Annotated in this window: 15 protein-coding genes; 12 read left to right on the top strand and 3 right to left on the bottom strand. The window is 35.3% G+C overall.

Annotation, left to right across the window (positions count from 1 at the left end; genetic code table 11):
* The first annotated feature begins 53 nt into the window (after positions 1–53).
* The 5 genes from FCR2A7T_RS00800 to FCR2A7T_RS00780 all read left to right on the top strand — a co-directional run bounded on the left by FCR2A7T_RS00800 (position 54) and on the right by FCR2A7T_RS00780 (position 4,943).
* Entirely contained in the window at positions 54–698 is a 645-nt protein-coding gene (locus tag FCR2A7T_RS00800; RefSeq protein ID WP_035116770.1) for a hypothetical protein, read from the top strand.
* Positions 691–1,626 (top strand): hypothetical protein, encoded by a 936-nt coding sequence (locus tag FCR2A7T_RS14585; RefSeq protein ID WP_131473129.1) that lies wholly within the window; start codon positions 691–693, stop codon positions 1,624–1,626. The genes FCR2A7T_RS00800 and FCR2A7T_RS14585 overlap by 8 nt, the downstream gene beginning before the upstream one ends.
* Entirely contained in the window at positions 1,619–1,801 is a 183-nt protein-coding gene (locus FCR2A7T_RS15110) for a hypothetical protein (protein WP_035116769.1), read from the top strand. The genes FCR2A7T_RS14585 and FCR2A7T_RS15110 overlap by 8 nt, the downstream gene beginning before the upstream one ends.
* Entirely contained in the window at positions 1,788–2,864 is a 1,077-nt protein-coding gene (gene gwsS, locus FCR2A7T_RS00785) for a grasp-with-spasm system SPASM domain peptide maturase (protein WP_023569357.1), read from the top strand. Before FCR2A7T_RS15110 ends, gwsS begins: the two co-directional genes overlap by 14 nt.
* A 282-nt stretch (positions 2,865–3,146) precedes the next feature.
* Positions 3,147–4,943: a helix-turn-helix domain-containing protein gene (locus tag FCR2A7T_RS00780; protein ID WP_051369480.1), complete on the top strand. Its 1,797-nt coding sequence runs from the start codon at positions 3,147–3,149 to the stop codon at positions 4,941–4,943.
* Between the two features lies 1 nt (position 4,944).
* Here the strand turns inward: FCR2A7T_RS00780 and FCR2A7T_RS00775 are convergent, their stop codons facing one another.
* Positions 4,945–5,103, bottom strand: coding sequence for a hypothetical protein (locus tag FCR2A7T_RS00775; protein WP_023569355.1), 159 nt, complete (start codon positions 5,101–5,103; stop codon positions 4,945–4,947).
* A gap of 272 nt (positions 5,104–5,375) precedes the next feature.
* On the opposite strand from FCR2A7T_RS00775, the gene FCR2A7T_RS00770 reads away from it, so the two are divergent.
* From FCR2A7T_RS00770 to FCR2A7T_RS00750, 7 genes are all read left to right on the top strand, one after another.
* Entirely contained in the window at positions 5,376–6,938 is a 1,563-nt protein-coding gene (locus FCR2A7T_RS00770; RefSeq protein WP_023569354.1) for a vitamin K epoxide reductase family protein, read from the top strand.
* Between the two features lie 93 nt (positions 6,939–7,031).
* Positions 7,032–7,208 carry a hypothetical protein gene (locus tag FCR2A7T_RS15170; protein WP_023569353.1) on the top strand — a complete coding sequence of 59 codons (177 nt, stop codon included), beginning with the start codon at positions 7,032–7,034 and terminating at the stop codon, positions 7,206–7,208.
* A 202-nt stretch (positions 7,209–7,410) separates the two neighbouring features.
* Positions 7,411–7,587, top strand: a complete 177-nt coding sequence (locus FCR2A7T_RS15165; RefSeq protein ID WP_023569352.1) for a hypothetical protein — start codon at positions 7,411–7,413, stop codon at positions 7,585–7,587.
* A gap of 66 nt (positions 7,588–7,653) precedes the next feature.
* Positions 7,654–9,138, top strand: a complete 1,485-nt coding sequence (locus tag FCR2A7T_RS00765; protein ID WP_023569351.1) for a TlpA family protein disulfide reductase — start codon at positions 7,654–7,656, stop codon at positions 9,136–9,138.
* A 3-nt stretch (positions 9,139–9,141) separates the two neighbouring features.
* Entirely contained in the window at positions 9,142–10,716 is a 1,575-nt protein-coding gene (locus FCR2A7T_RS00760; RefSeq protein WP_023569350.1) for a vitamin K epoxide reductase family protein, read from the top strand.
* A gap of 19 nt (positions 10,717–10,735) precedes the next feature.
* Entirely contained in the window at positions 10,736–12,928 is a 2,193-nt protein-coding gene (locus tag FCR2A7T_RS00755; RefSeq protein WP_023569349.1) for a peptidase domain-containing ABC transporter, read from the top strand.
* A gap of 2 nt (positions 12,929–12,930) precedes the next feature.
* Positions 12,931–14,220, top strand: coding sequence for an HlyD family secretion protein (locus FCR2A7T_RS00750; RefSeq protein ID WP_023569348.1), 1,290 nt, complete (start codon positions 12,931–12,933; stop codon positions 14,218–14,220).
* On the opposite strand, the gene FCR2A7T_RS00745 is transcribed toward FCR2A7T_RS00750, so the two are convergent.
* Together FCR2A7T_RS00745 and rimM are read right to left on the bottom strand one after the other, a co-directional pair.
* Positions 14,217–14,921, bottom strand: a complete 705-nt coding sequence (locus tag FCR2A7T_RS00745; protein WP_023569347.1) for a tRNA1(Val) (adenine(37)-N6)-methyltransferase — start codon at positions 14,919–14,921, stop codon at positions 14,217–14,219. The two genes, FCR2A7T_RS00750 and FCR2A7T_RS00745, sit on opposite strands and share 4 nt — an antisense overlap.
* Positions 14,922–14,940: 19 nt before the next feature.
* The gene (gene rimM, locus FCR2A7T_RS00740) at positions 14,941–15,471 is read right to left on the bottom strand and encodes a ribosome maturation factor RimM (protein ID WP_023569346.1); all 531 of its coding nucleotides are present in this window, start codon (positions 15,469–15,471) and stop codon (positions 14,941–14,943) included.
* Positions 15,472–15,486 lie beyond the last annotated feature (15 nt).

Raw genomic sequence — 15,486 nt, 5'->3', positions numbered from 1 at the left:
CTATAAAAGTTGGACTGTGGAAACACGGTCCAACTTTTTTATTCAAAAAAAAGATGAAAAATTTATTTGTTATTTTAATATCAATATGCTTTTTATCCTGTTCTAAAAATTATTTGTTTAAAAGAGATCAAGTGTCTATTTCTAATGAACTTAAAGTAATGGTTTTTACCGATCAGGCTGTTCGAAAACAAAATACAGTATTGGAGAGAGAATACAAAATAAGAACGCCAAGTTCGGTATGGGATAGTTTGATTGTAACTGGGGCGAAGGACTTAAACGTGATTGATGTTTCGAAATTGCCTTCCGTTTCGAGTCAACTGCAAAAAATGCCGATGGAAGTAAAAAAGCAATTTGAAAAAAAAGTGAAGGAAAGTGAAAAGTTAGTTTTTATTACTGACAGCATTCACGCAAATAAAATATATAAGATCCTACAAAAGTACGGTTATCCGTCCTATTATTTCAGGACGTGGAAGAGTGATTCTTTAAAGCAAGGAATTACAAGTGTTTTAACCCACATCAATCATCAAAGTATTGTTGGAAAAAAAATCAAAAGATTAATGTTAAAAGAATACCAGGCGAGAAGAGTTTCTGATGAGGAAATGAAACATTATTTATGGGATGTAGACGGAAGAAAAGACGGTTCGTTTGGAAAAAATATTGATGTAAATAAATGGATAAAAAACAACAGTAGTGAATAAGAATTTGATTATCATATCAGAGCGTAATGATAAGTCGACGAACAATGTACTCGAATGGTTGGATTATTATGATATTGACTTTGAAAGAAAAAACGTGGATTCCGATAGGTCAGATTTTTGTATAAGGATTTCTACACAGGAAACGACTACTTCCGTTTCGGATTGTATTGTTTGGAACAGAAGAGGGTATATGTCTTTATTGCCTACGCATTTAAAAAAATCGGAATGGATAGGGTATTTAAAAAAAGAACAGTTTCCGGTTCTCGCAACTCTTGAAAAAAGCAATCCAAAGAATTATATAGGGTCGTATGTCCATGAATTAGAGAATAATAAACTTAACAATTTGCAAGCAGCTGCAAAGGTAGGGCTTGAAATACCTAAAACAATAGTTACAAATAATAAGCAAGATTTGCTAAACTTTGTTGAAGTAAATAAAAAATACATCACAAAATCATTGGTTTATTCTCCATTCCTTGAAAAAAAAGATTGCTATTATAAAGGGAATGGGACAATTGTTGTGGACTTTGAAAAGGTGTCGGAATATTTTGCTCCCTCATTGATTCAAGAATATATTGACAAAGAAATTGAAATAAGGATTTTTTTTATTTTGGATAATTTTTATGCCATGGCAATCTTTTCTCAAAATGATTTAAAAACGCAAATTGATTTTAGGAATTATAATGATGTGAGCCCGAACAGATGCGTTCCTTTTGAATTAGAGGCAACTACTTTAGCAAAAATTAAAGAATTTGTCAGCCTTATTGGATGTAATTCCGGGTCAATAGATTTGATTTTAACGCCAGAGAATAAGTTTGTTTTTTTGGAAATTAATCCTATGGGTCAGTATCATTGGTTGTCGGAGTCCTGTAATTATTATGTTGATAAGCATATAGCAGAACTGTTAATCGAAAAAGTAGTTTATGAATAATTTTATTGAAGAGGGTTTTCCTTTAGAATTTCAGCAAGTGCAAAAAGTTGAAAAAGAGCAAACAATATTAAGAAACAAAAAAGTCATGGATATTGATTTTTATCAATCCAATCAAATTACACCTCAGAATTTTTTCAAACCCATATCTAAGATTTTCAAATTTGAGTTCGATTAAAAAAATAAAACTATTTGCCAACTGTATTCCGGTTAAAGGTGCAGAAAGAAGCTTGATTTGTGATTTGCAAAGGAATAGATTTGATTTCATTCCGAATGATTTATGTGAAATTTTGATTTTACATGAGGGTAAATCGACAACTGAAATAAAATATATATATAAGAATCTGTATGATGAAATTATAGATGAATACATCGATTTTTTGTTAGAAAAAGAGTATGTTTTTTTTACACACCATCCCAATTGGTTTCCTAAAATGGGTTTACAATGGCAAGACCCTTTCCGGATTAATAATGCAATAATCGATGTTGGAGAAAACTTTGAATTTGAAAAAATACTTTTTGAATTGGATAGTTTAAAATGTAAAGCAGTTGAGTTTAGGTTTTATGATCAGAAGGCAATTAAAATTGTAAACGATATTTTGAACTATTTGCAGTTGAAAAAATCCATAATCAGTTCAGTCGGTTTTGTACTGCACTATTCAGAAGAAACAACGGAGCACATTCTAAATGCTATTATTTCAAATAATTCCAGGGTTGCATATTTTGTGATTACAAATTCACCTAAGAATAATTTTATTAAATCTTTGTCCAATAATGTAGGTTATATTATTTACACAAAAGATGTGGTTAATGATGCTACGCATTGCGGTTTAATTACCAATATGAGTTTGGTGATAAATACAAAACTTTTCACCGAATCCCAACATCACAACACCTGTCTCAATCGGAAAATTTCTATAGATAAAAACGGCAACATCAAAAACTGCCCCTCCATGACTGAAAGCTTCGGAAATATTAAAGACACAACCCTTGAAGAAGCTTTAAATCACCCCAATTTTAAAAAATACTGGCATATCACAAAAGATCAGATAGAAGTTTGTAAAGACTGCGAATTTCGTCATATTTGTACCGATTGTCGTGCCTATACAGAAAATCCGGAGGACCAATATTCCAAACCTTTAAAATGCGGTTATGATCCTTATACTAATGAGTGGGAAGAATGGAGTACCAATCCATTGAAGCAAGAAGCAATAGAATATTATCGTTTGCAGGGTAAATAAAATGAATTTTAAAATTGTTAGACCACGTAAGAAAAATTGAAATTCAGAAACAGTAGGTATCGTTATGTTAAATATTCGGCTTTTGTAACATCATGACAAAGAGAACTGTGTCAATAACATTTTTACAAATTGGGAAATTGCAGAAGTGCTGATTTTTAATTTGGTTATTGTGCTATAAGTATTTAACTATTCAATTTAGGGCTGTTATAATTTTATTCGAAAAAATGTTTTAGCAGAGTTCGATTGATTATAGTTACTTTTGTAAAAAAAATATTAGTGACGATGCGTTTTTTCTTCTTCTTGGTATTTTTAATGCTCCCTTTTTCTGTGTATTCACAGGAAGACAAGGGTGCTTATGACGAAAAAATCCTGGCACTACAGGAAAAAATAAAAACATCGTTCAATGTTAACATTGACAGCGTTTTGGTTTATGCTTCCGAATTGGAAACAATAGATGAAAATCCGTTGCACAAGACTTTTGCATTGGCCAGTAAAGCCTATTATTTTCAGCTGAAAAGCGACAGACCTTCATCGGATAAATCATATGCCGCCGCACTTACCTATTTGCGTAAAGCACCTTCCTCTAAAGAAAAAGTGAAAATAAATGCCTTTATGTTAAATGTAGGGGGGTTAATTGACTGGAAAAGGAGAAATTACAAGCTAGCTTTGGACAAGTATGAAAAAGGAATACGGCTTTCCCAAAGTATTGGTGATTTTATGCAGGTTATAAAATTTAAGAATAACATTGCAATGATTAATGATGAGGTTGGGAATTATAAGCAGGCCATTGATATTTCGAGAGGGGTCAGTGCAATGTTGGATGGTCTAAAATATAAATATACTGATGAACAATTTATAAGAGATAAAGGGAATGTTTATATCAATCTGGGGAATTTTTATGAAGGGGAGTATTATACCCATAACGATACCCGAAAATTTTATTTATTGGATTCAGCCGAATATTTTTATAAAAAAGCGATAACCTATTCTGCAAAATTTACCGACAGAAAAATCAGTTGCGAGATAAATCTGGGGAATATTTATTTTATGAAAGAAGAGTACGCGGCTGCTGAAAAAGTATATTACAGTTTGATGTTACTGACCAAAAACAATGGTTATGATGACGAATATTACAATGTAAATCTTAATCTCGGGAGTTTGTATTTTACCCAAAAAAAGTACGATAAGGCGCTGGCTTGTTTTATGAAAGTGGATTCCATCTACAAAATCAGGAAAACGGGCGATTTGGAATTTATAAAGTCGAATTATTATCAGGCCAAGATTTATAATGAAAAGAACGATGCAGCTAATGCTTATAAATATTCGGAGATTTATTTGGATGCTTTCGAAAAAAACGAATCGAAAATAACCAAAGAAGCTTTGGATGTGAATTATACGATGGGTTTGTCGGACTTAAACAAAGAGATGAACGGGATACAGAATAAGTATCGGAACCGGATTCTTCTAAAAAATGGTTTGATAGGCTTTACGGTTGTTTTGTTTATCGTGCTGTTGTTTGTTTTGTTCAGGAATATTAAGCGCCGAAGGGAAATCGAAGTTAAAATAAGCGCCTTAATCGCAGAACACAAAGCAAATCTTGAAAAGAAAATTAACGGAGTGGAAGATGTTTTGCTTTCTAATGATACTCAAACGACAGTTGCGATTGAAAAAAATAAACCAGCGGCATTGAGTATTGATGAGGAAAAAGAAAATGAAATTGTGAGCAAGTTACTCCAACTGGAGAAAAAGCAGTATTACCTCAATCCGGATTTTACCTTGCAGTCTATTGCTAAAAAAATAAAAACCAATACCACCTATTTGTCGTATGTAGTGAATAAACGGTTTGGTAAAACCTTTAGTGAATATGCCAACGAATTGAAAATCAATTATGTAATAGACGAAATGATCAGCAATTCAACTTACCGGAAATATTCAACACAAGCCATGGCGGAAAGTGTTGGATATAAAAATGCGGTTTCGTTTACCAAAAGTTTTAGTAAACGAACCGGAGTAACTCCGATTCGTTTTATTAAAAAAATAGAAGAGGAAATGATAGTTAAATCCTCTTCCGATACCTGATTTATAGGTTTCCGTTTCCTTTTACCGGGATAGGATTCAGGGGATCTTTTTTATCGTCTTCCGGCGTTGTTGTATCGCCTGATCCTTTAATGGTTTTTTGTTCTTTTTTGGTCAATTGATTTCTTGTGAAATCTTCAAGATTTAAGGTTTTGCGTTTCATAATTTTTTGTTGGTTAAATTGATGTTTTAACAAATTTATCCCCAAGAGAGACAGAAAACGATAAATCTCCTTTTTGCAAAAGCGGGTTGCTATTTTTTTTATTTAACTTTCTTTAAATCAATACATTGTACTTTTTTAAATCCTATGATAATTTATAAATTATCTATTCATTATTTATGAATTATAGGCAGGTTCTCTTTTTTTTAATTCTTAAAATGCTGAATTTCGTCAACTGAATCAGTGAAATTTTGCATTAAAAAAGGAAAAAACGAATGGCCTATTTAGTCAGAAAATATTTGGATAAAAATCATTTTTCGGAACAGAAAGATGACTTCTCGGAACTGTATACTTCCCATCCCAATTACCCGAGTGTTTTTGCCATTACGGAAGCATTGGATTCATTGTCGATTGTGAATGCTGTAGCTAAAATTCCAAAAGAACAGGTTGTGGAATTGCCCGAATATTTTTTAACCCTTATGGGAGGCACTATGGTTTTGGCTCAGAAAAAAGGCAGTGGCGTAACAATCGAATTTGAAAACAGAAAAAAACAAAATCTCACGTTTAATGAATTCCTTACCGACTGGGATCAGGTTGTTATACTGATAGAGCCAAATGAGGTAATCGATATCAATACGGAACCGTTGAACATGAGAGGGTTGTATTATGTGTTTCTGGCCGTTGTGCTGATTACCGTTTCATTGCTTTCCAATCCGTACAATGCGAGTAGTATTGCCTTGTTGTTTACTTCTCTTGCAGGACTGATTACCGGTATTTTTATCCTTCAGGAGCGGTTTGGCTACGCAAATGTTTTGGTTGCCAAAATATGCACACTCAAATCGAATACTTCCTGTGCTTCTGTGATTAACTCAAATTCCGAAAAAAATTGGATTCAGTTTTCAGATTTACCGTTCCTTTTTTTTGGTATCAGTGTTGCTGCAATACTCTTTCAGCCCAACGATTCGGCAATAATTGTCGGATTCCTGAGTGTTTTTTCCCTTCCTATATTGTTGTATTCGCTATGGATTCAAAAAACCGAATTAAAAAAATGGTGCGTTTTATGTTTGGCGGTTTCGTTTATAGTGGTAGTTCAGGTTTTGATTTTTACCTTCGGGAATCAGTCTTTTACGGATGTTTTTTCAATCCGTTTTTTCGAGTTTTTCTTTTTTGCTTTTCTTTTTATACTGCTCTGGCTGTTGGTTAAACCCGTTTTTGAAGAAAAGGTTACAGCAAATCAAACGGTGGTTCAGTCGATAAGGTTCAAAAGAAATTTCGAGTTGTTTACTTTTCTAACGAAGAAGATTCCGACAACCAAAGGACTTAATCAGCTTCAAGGGGTGTTTTTCGGAAATAAAAATGCGGCTACCCGATTAACAATAATTGTCAGTCCGAGTTGCATGCACTGTCATACTGCTTTTGAAGATGCCTATGCGCTGGTTTCAAAATTTCCGGAGCGTGTTTTTTTAAATATACTTTTTAACATCGATCCGGAAAACAAGGAGAATCCCTATAAAGTTATTGTAGAAAATCTTATGGTCATGAATAATTCCACTCCGGAAAAAGCAATGGATGCCATTGTTGATTGGTTTGCTGAGAAAATGGAACTTGAAGAATGGAAAGCGAAATGGGCAAGCAATGTTATTGATATGAAGGCAAAACATCAAATCCAACAGCAGTACAACTGGTGCCGTCATAACAAATTTAATTATGCGCCGGTTAAAATTATTAATGGAAAGCTGTTGCCGGAGGGATATGAAATCAGTGATTTGAAATATTTTCTGAATGATTTTTTAAAAGAAAACGAAAGGCTGGAAAACAGTCTCTCCGTAAGAGCTTAAGAATCTGTGCCAAATACATTTATAAAACGGACAGAAATCCCGGCTGTCCTAAAAAAGACTGGGTAAGTATCAAATACCAAAAAACTATTCATTATGCTAAACAACATTTTAAGTATCGCAGGGATTGAACAAATATCCAAAACCATCCAAAAAAGCATTGCGGCCGAAAAGACCTTGTGCAAACAAGACAGAATGTGCGCACAATACGGAGATCAATGCGAAGAACTTGCCTGTAAAGAAGTACCCCTTTTTGATATTGATTTGATTTAAAAAAGAAAGTTCTTACATTTGATTTGATTTTGTAGGAAAAATATTTTAAAAAATTAACATTTAAAATTTGGATAATTTACCCAATGAAAATATTTTAGCAAACGAATTCTTACTTTATTTGTAAAAACCAGCGCGCAGTGAGTAGCTTATCAAGAAAGATTTTAGAGTTAAAAATAATTATTAATCATCTAAATAAGTAAAGATGAAAAAACTAAAAGCCCTAAACTTAGGCAAAAGTTTAGAGAGAGAAGAAATGAAAAACATTAATGGAGGTAAATTACCAATTAGTGATTTTACATGCTATTGTGATGGATACTTCATGGGGTATGCAACGTCAATTGAGCAATGTCTTTTAATTTGTGAAATTAACGGATGTTAGTAGTTAAAGATAGGAGAGGAGCAAATCCTCTCCTTCCATTTTCCATAATTCTTGCTTTAAGTAATAATGAAAAATAGTTATACGTTAATTTTCTTGTTCTTTATAATGGTGGTTGCAAGAGGACAAAATGTTCAGATTGAAGGGGTGCTGCAAGGAGTGAAAGATTCTACTGAAGTTTGGTTTAATAAATCTGTCGATGCAGGTTATTTCAATTATTTGAATAACTCAGATTATACAATTGCTCAAAATAATTTCTTTAGAAAGTCATTTAAAACTAAAGGAGTGGGCGCCTTTACAATAGCATCGAATCCTTATATGCCTTCGGTAATGATTATCGCTGAAGAAGGCGATAAAATAAAGCTGATTGTAAAAAAAGAAAATGACAAGTTTGCTCTCGAATTTGAAGGAAACAATGCTTTGGGACTTGAAGAGTTGAACAGATCCAGTTTGCTTAATTTTAAAAAAATGACTCCGTATTTAAAATCAATTTTTGAGAGTGCTAGCACTTCGGATGATTTTTTTTTAAAAATGGAAAATCTAAGGACCGAGTTCATGAAACCTTTTGAGGTTCTTTTGAAAAATAAAAATATAACGCTTCCGTTTTATGAAATAGCAAATAAACAGGTTGATTTGTATTTGTTGTTTAACATCAATTTTTTAGTCTACAATTTCAAAGGCGATCCGAATAAATTAAAGGGATTGCATTTGACTGAAAATGATTTGACTCAGATTTTAATTAAAACAGATCATAAATACGACGGTTTTGACGAGAAATATGACAATTGTGATGGCTTAATAAGAACCATTGCCATACAACGAAAGTGCTTGAATATCAGTGGAAAAATTTTGGAAGGAAGTAAAAAAGATATTGGCCTTTGGAGCGGTTCAGAGGATATGTATTCATATGCTCCGATTCGGTATCAGGAATTACTTATCGCGAACAATATAAAACACTTTGGGTTCGATAAGAGCGGATGTTCCTACGAGAAGTTTATTGAAACTTTTCCGAATAGTCCTTATTTGGTAAAAATTAAGGAATTAAACAATATGTCAAAAACAGTTGTACCAATGTTGCCGTATACATTGGCTTTTTACCCTTATAATGCAACCAAGTTGAAGTTGGAAAGTGTATTTGAATTTAAAGGGCTGACGGAGTTGATTCAGCATAAATTTACTGGAAAACCTGTTTTTGTGGATTTGTGGGCATCATATTGCGCTCCCTGTAAAAAAGAATTTGGCTATTCAAAACCGCTTCATAGTTTTTTAAAGGCGAATAATATTGAAATACTATACGTTTCTGTCGACAATAAGAGTCAGATTTCCAAATGGGAAAAAGATATCCTTGCTTATGATTTAAGAGGAGGTCATTATTTTGCTTCTTCTACCATAGTTGCATCATTGCAAAAATTGCTAAATGTAAACGGTGAAATTTCAATACCCCGCTATTTACTGTTTAATTTGAAAGGAGAATTGGTTTTAACTAATGCGAAAAGACCGTCTGAAGGCCAAAATCTTTACGACGAAATTCTGAGTGCTCTAAAAAACAATTAAACGATGAGCGTAAATTTCACTTTCTTTTTTCAATATCTTAAAAAGGAAAAGATAGCAATCGATGAAGACGAGTTTGATTTTCAGATACAATCACATCCTTATTATCCTTCGCTACTTGCCGTAAGTGATACTTTGGGCTTTTTTAAGATAAACAATCTGACAGCAAGAATAGAAAATGACGATTTGGAACATTTACCGGATAATTTTATCGGTCTTATAAAAAATGAAGACCCTGTTCCGGCAATGGCACATATTGAACGCACCAAAACGGGCTACAGGTATACCCAAAATAAAAAACCGGTCATTCTTTCTAAGCAAGCATTTCAGGACGTATTTCAAAATATAGTTTTGATTGCTGAAAAAGAGGAAGACGTTGTAGTGTCCAAAAAAATCAATAATTTTCGGAATCTTGGATTGTGGATATTCGGCATGCTCTATGTGGTTTTGATTTTAATGAACACGATTTCAATACTATCAGGTCTGTTTCTTTTCTTTGGGTTGATTGGCCTTTTTTTATCCGTTGAAGCCATTTCATATGAATTTGGAATCAAAACAAAATTCTCCGAAGCCGTTTGCTCTATTGCTGAAAATACGGATTGCAACGTTGTTATTACTTCCCAAAAGTCAAAAATATTAGAGCATTTTAGGTTTAGTGATGCCAGTATTACTTTCTTTGGTGCTCAACTGTTGTGTTTGTTGTTTTTTTCGATTTCTAATCAATTGGATTCTTTTTTTTCTATTTCAATGACGTTGTTGATTGTTTCTCTCCCAATTACATTAATCTCCTTGTATCAGCAAATTGTTGTAGTGAAAAAAATATGCCCGATGTGTATGGTTATTATTGGATTACTTTATTCGGAAATTATTGCACTATATTTTTTTAAGGAATCCCAATGGAAGTTTAATTTCCAAATGGTGTTGTATTATACTACTATTTTGTTAGGGCTTTATTTGACTGTTTTTTTTGTCAAAAAGACCATGAAAGACAATCTGAATTTACAATCTGAAATTGTAAAAAGTAATCGTTTTAAACGTAATTACTCGTTGTTTAAAATAGCATTGTTGTCTTCAGACACGGTGAGTGATAAAAGCAATGAAGTAAGACGAGTCTTTTTAGGTAATCCTGAAGCCAATTTGAAAATAATATTGGTCTCCAGTCCTTTTTGCGCCCATTGTAAAGAGGCTCATAAAATTCTGGAAGAAGTTTTAGAACGTTTTGGTGATAAAGTGGTTTTTGATTTACGGTTTAATTATGATGAAAAAGGGAATGAAAATGCAAAAAAGATTCACTATAAATTAATGCGGATTTATTTTGATGAAGGCCAGGAATCCTTTTTAAAAGCATTGCATAATTGGTTTGAAACCAAGGAGGAAACCAAATTAATTTCAAAAGTTGCACAACAAATAACTGATTTACAAATAAGTGAATTGCTACGCGAACAATTAACTTGGAACCGGAACAATCAAATTACATTTGTACCTGCAATAATTATAAACGGATATCATTTTCCTGTGCAATACGACAGAAATAGTCTGATCCATTTTATTGAAGATTTAGCTAATGATGTGCCTGTTTAAAATATTAAAGATTATTTAATTGAAAAAATTCCCCAACTACATACAAGCCGATTCCAAAGACTGCGGGCCCACCTGTTTAAAAATCATTGCCAAACAGTATGGGAAACTCCTTAATATTCAGGAATTACGCAATTTAAGCGAAACTACCCGTGAGGGGAGTAATTTGCTTTATCTTAGCGATGCCGCCGAAAAAATCGGTTTCCGGACGTTAGGGGTAAAGCTCAATCTGATAAGATTGGAAGAAGCACCGCTACCCTGTGTTTTGCATTGGAACAACAACCATTATGTGGTGCTGTACAAAATAAAGAAGGGTACTTATTTTATTTCTGACCCGGCGCAAGGGCTGTTAGACTATTCCGAAGAAGAATTCCTGAAATTCTGGATCGGCAATAATGCCGATGAAACAACGGAAGAAGGTATTGCACTTTTACTGGAGCCTACCCCGAAATTCCACCGGTCGGATTTTGATATTGAAGAAAAAAAAGGACTCGGTTTTGGGATGCTCTACCAATACCTGTGGCGCTACAAATCGTTTTTAATCCAGTTAAGCATTGGTTTGTTTGCGAGCAGTTTACTGCAGCTTATTTTTCCGTTTCTTACCCAAAGTATTGTCGATGTAGGAATTCAAAACCAAAACATCAACTTCATTTATATGATTTTGTTTGCTCAGTTGTTCCTTTTTGCCGGAAGAACAGGTTTGGAATTGATTCGGAGTTGGATAACGTTACATCTTTCGACTCGAATAAACATTTCATTGATTTCCGATTTCTTCATCAAACTGATGAATCTCCCGATTTCTTTTTTCGATGTAAGAATGACGGGCGACATCATGCAACGAATCAACGACCACCGTCGTATCGAACGCATTCTTACGACCTCTTCCTTAAATGTTTTGTTCTCTGTAATCAATATGGTTGTCATGGGAGGCGTTTTGGCATATTATAATCTGCAGATTTTCTTTATTTTCTTTGCCGGAAGTGTTACGTATTTCGGATGGATTACCTTGTTTTTAAAACGAAGGGAGGCTTTGGATTACAAGCGGTTTTCCGAAGTCAGTCAGGAACAAAGTAAAGTAATGGAGCTCATTAACGGCATGCAGGAAATCAAACTACACAACGCCGAAAAACAAAAACGCTGGGGTTGGGAATACGTTCAGGCCAGATTGTTTCGGGTTTCCATAAAAGGATTGGTGCTGGAACAAACGCAAACCATCGGTTCCTCGGTAATCAACGAACTTAAAAACATTTTCATTGTTTTTCTATCGGCCAAATTGGTTATCGACGGCGAAATCACCCTCGGAATGATGATGGCAATCAGTTCCATAGTGGGAAGTTTGAACGGACCCATTACGCAACTTATTGGTTTTGTCAGAGAAGTACAGGACGCTAAAATTTCCTTGGCCCGATTGTCTGAAATCCATGAAAAAGAAGATGAAATCCAACAGGAAGCACATCAGATGCACGATGTTCCTCAAAACGAAGATATTCATATAAAAGACCTTTCGTATCGCTATTTGGGTTCGGATGTTCCGGTTTTGGAAAATCTAAATTTAACGATTCCTACGAATAAAGTAACGGCAATTGTAGGGGTGAGCGGCAGCGGAAAAACCACCTTAATGAAATTACTGCTCAAATTCTATGAACCAAATGCGGGCGAAATTTTGATCGGAAATACGCAACTTAGAAATATTTCCCAAAAAGCCTGGCGAAACAGTGTAGGGGCCGTGATGCAGGAAGGTTTTATTTTTAACGATACGATTGCCAACAACATTGCAGTAGGAGTTGATAGTATCGACAAACAACGTCTGGTTTATGCCGCCGATGTAGCAAATATTAAAGAGTATATTTCAGGGCTGCCATTGGGATACAATACCAAAATCGGTTCGGAAGGTGTCGGAATGAGTACTGGTCAGAAACAACGATTGCTTATTGCCCGGGCGGTGTATAAAAACCCAGAAATGTTGTTTTTCGATGAAGCAACATCCGCTTTGGATGCCAACAATGAAAAGGAAATCATGCGCAAGCTGGATTTGTTCTTCAAAGACAAAACGGTTGTGGTTATTGCCCATCGGTTAAGTACCGTAATGAATGCTGATCAGATTGTGGTGCTTGATAAAGGAAGAATCATCGAAATGGGCAATCATTCGGCTTTGGTGGAACAAAAAGGGAATTATTTTGAGCTGGTCAGAAACCAATTGCAATTAGGAAATTAGTCATGGAAGAGAAAAATAAAGATACATTCGAATTGCGTAGTGAAGAGGTACAGGAGATTCTCACCCGAGTACCCCATTGGATGATCCGTTGGGGAACGGTGCTGATTTTCGGTATCATCATCATGCTGTTTTTTACGTCCTGGTTTTTGAAATATCCGGATGTGGTCGCAAGTGAAATTGTTATCACAACCAGCATTCCGCCGGAAAAATTGGTGGCAAAAGTCTCCGGACGCATCGAGGCGATTCTTGTGAACAATAAAACGGTTGTTCCCGAAAATACCCCTTTAGCCATCATTGAAAACGCCGCGAATTACAAAGATGTTTTTTTGTTGACAAAACTAATCAATGAATCGGAATCCGGTAAGAAATTCCCTTTTGAAAAATTGAATAATGCGCAATTGGGTGAAATCGAAAATGCATATGCGGTTTTCCAGAAAGATTACGTTGCGGAAGGACTGAATGCCAATTTACAGCCCTTTAAGGTGGAAAATACGGCTAAAAAATCCGAAAGCACCCAAATTCAGGAACGACTGCGTTTATTGCTTCAACAGAAAAGCATCAACGAACAGGAGCTGAAACTGCAAAAAAATGAAATTAGCCGGTATACCACATTGCACAGTAAAGGCGTGATTTCGGATCAGGAATTTGAAACCAAAAAGCTGAATTTTCTGCAATCGGAAAAAAATTATAAAAACCTGTTGACTTCCATTTCGCAATTAAAATCGTCTTTGATTGAAAATACAAGAGCGGTGAAAGGAACGGAAATCAGCGGGACCAAAGAGGAAGTGACGCTGGATCGAAATGTTACGCAATCCTTCTACCAACTGAAGAAAGCTGTTAAAGAGTGGGAACTGAACTATGTTTTGAAATCGTCTATCGAGGGCGAAGTGTCTTTTGCACAGATTTGGGTCGAAAATCAAACCATAACAGCGGGTGATAACGTGTTTTCGGTGGTTCCTAAAACCGGGAAAAATTACATCGGGAAAGTAAAAGCGCCTGTGCGTAATTCAGGTAAACTGAAAGTGGGACAACAGGTAAACATCCGTTTGGCTAATTTTCCGGATCGTGAATTCGGAATTTTAAAAGGAGAAGTGAAGACTATCTCGTTGGTGCCGGACAAAGACGGAAACATAATGTTGGATGTTGTTTTACCGCAAAATATGAGGACCAGTTATAAAAAAGAAATCCCGTTCCAACAGGAAATGAAAGGGTCGGCTGAAATTATTACCGAAGATTTGCGTTTGCTGGAGCGAATTCTGTACCAGTTTAGGGATGTTTTTAAACCGAATTAAAGTTTCAGGTAAAAATCCTTGGTGAGTGCAATGTATTCGGGAGTGTATTGATGACGGGCGGTTTCGATTACCAATTCGTCCGATAAAGGAGTTTGTTCAATTCTTGAAAAAGCCATCAGACTGCGTTTGATTTCTGTAGTTGGCGTGCCTTTAACCCGCGTGATTTTTAAAGGGAACAAGTCGCGTTCCTTGCACAGGGAAATAATCTTTTCTTCTTCTTTAAAGGGTACGATTAGGGAAAAAATTCCGTGGTCGGACAAGAAAAAATCGGCGGCTTCCACCAATTCTTCGAACGGAAGAGAATCTTCAAATCGGGCCGCATCCCGTTGTTCGTTTTCGGATTTGTAATTTTCGGTATAAAACGGCGGATTGGAAACAATCAGGTCAAATTCTTCTTCGACTTCATCCACAAATTCATCCAAACCGGCGTGGTAACAGTACAGGCGGTCGTTCCAAGGAGAATTTTCAAAATTTTCGGTAGCCTGTTCGTAGGCTTCGTCGTCAATTTCAATCGCGTCAATTTGCTCGGCATGACTGCGTTGTGCTAACATTAAAGCAATAACTCCGGTTCCGGTACCGATGTCTAAAATATTGTATGGATTGTTGATGAGAGGAGTCCAAGCACCCAATAAAACCCCATCGGTGCCCACTTTCATGGCGCAGCGGTCTTGTGCAATGGAGAATTGTTTGAATTGAAACATCAGAATGAAGTTGGAATACTTAGGAATTCAAATACAAATCCACTAAACCTTCCGGAGTGTTTAATACCACTTTTTTGTTGGTGCGGTCCACCTGAACAATGAAAGCGTCAATCATCGGAATCAGGATTTCCGTATCGTCTTTCATGATTTCGAAAAGCGGTTGTGCAGAGGAATCATTAATGGAAACAATTTTTCCGATATTTCCCAAACGCTGGTCTTCCACATCAAAACCAATTACTTCGTGGAAATAGAATTTGTTACCTTCCAATTTTGGCAACGTGCTTAATGGCAGATAGACTTCGCAGCCGATTAAGCGATCGGCATCTTCCTCGCTGTCCACTTCTTCAAATTTTACTCTGAGGAAGTCGCCTTTGTGAAGCGCGCCTTTTTCAATAAAAAATGGAATCAGATTTTTGTTGAATTCAACAAAAACTGATTCCAAATCTTCATACATTTCGGGTTCGTCTGTATCCAGATAGATAAGAACTTCCCCTTTGAAACTAAACTTTTTAGCGATTTTACCTAAATAGAAACATTCTTCTTTACGCATGGAATCGCTTTAAAA

Origin of the sequence: Flavobacterium cauense R2A-7, assembly GCF_000498475.1 — a bacterium.
GTDB classification, from domain to species: Bacteria; Bacteroidota; Bacteroidia; order Flavobacteriales; family Flavobacteriaceae; genus Flavobacterium; species Flavobacterium cauense.
The sequence above is the reverse complement of the archived record's forward strand: the minus strand, read 5'-3'. Positions and strand labels throughout refer to the sequence as shown.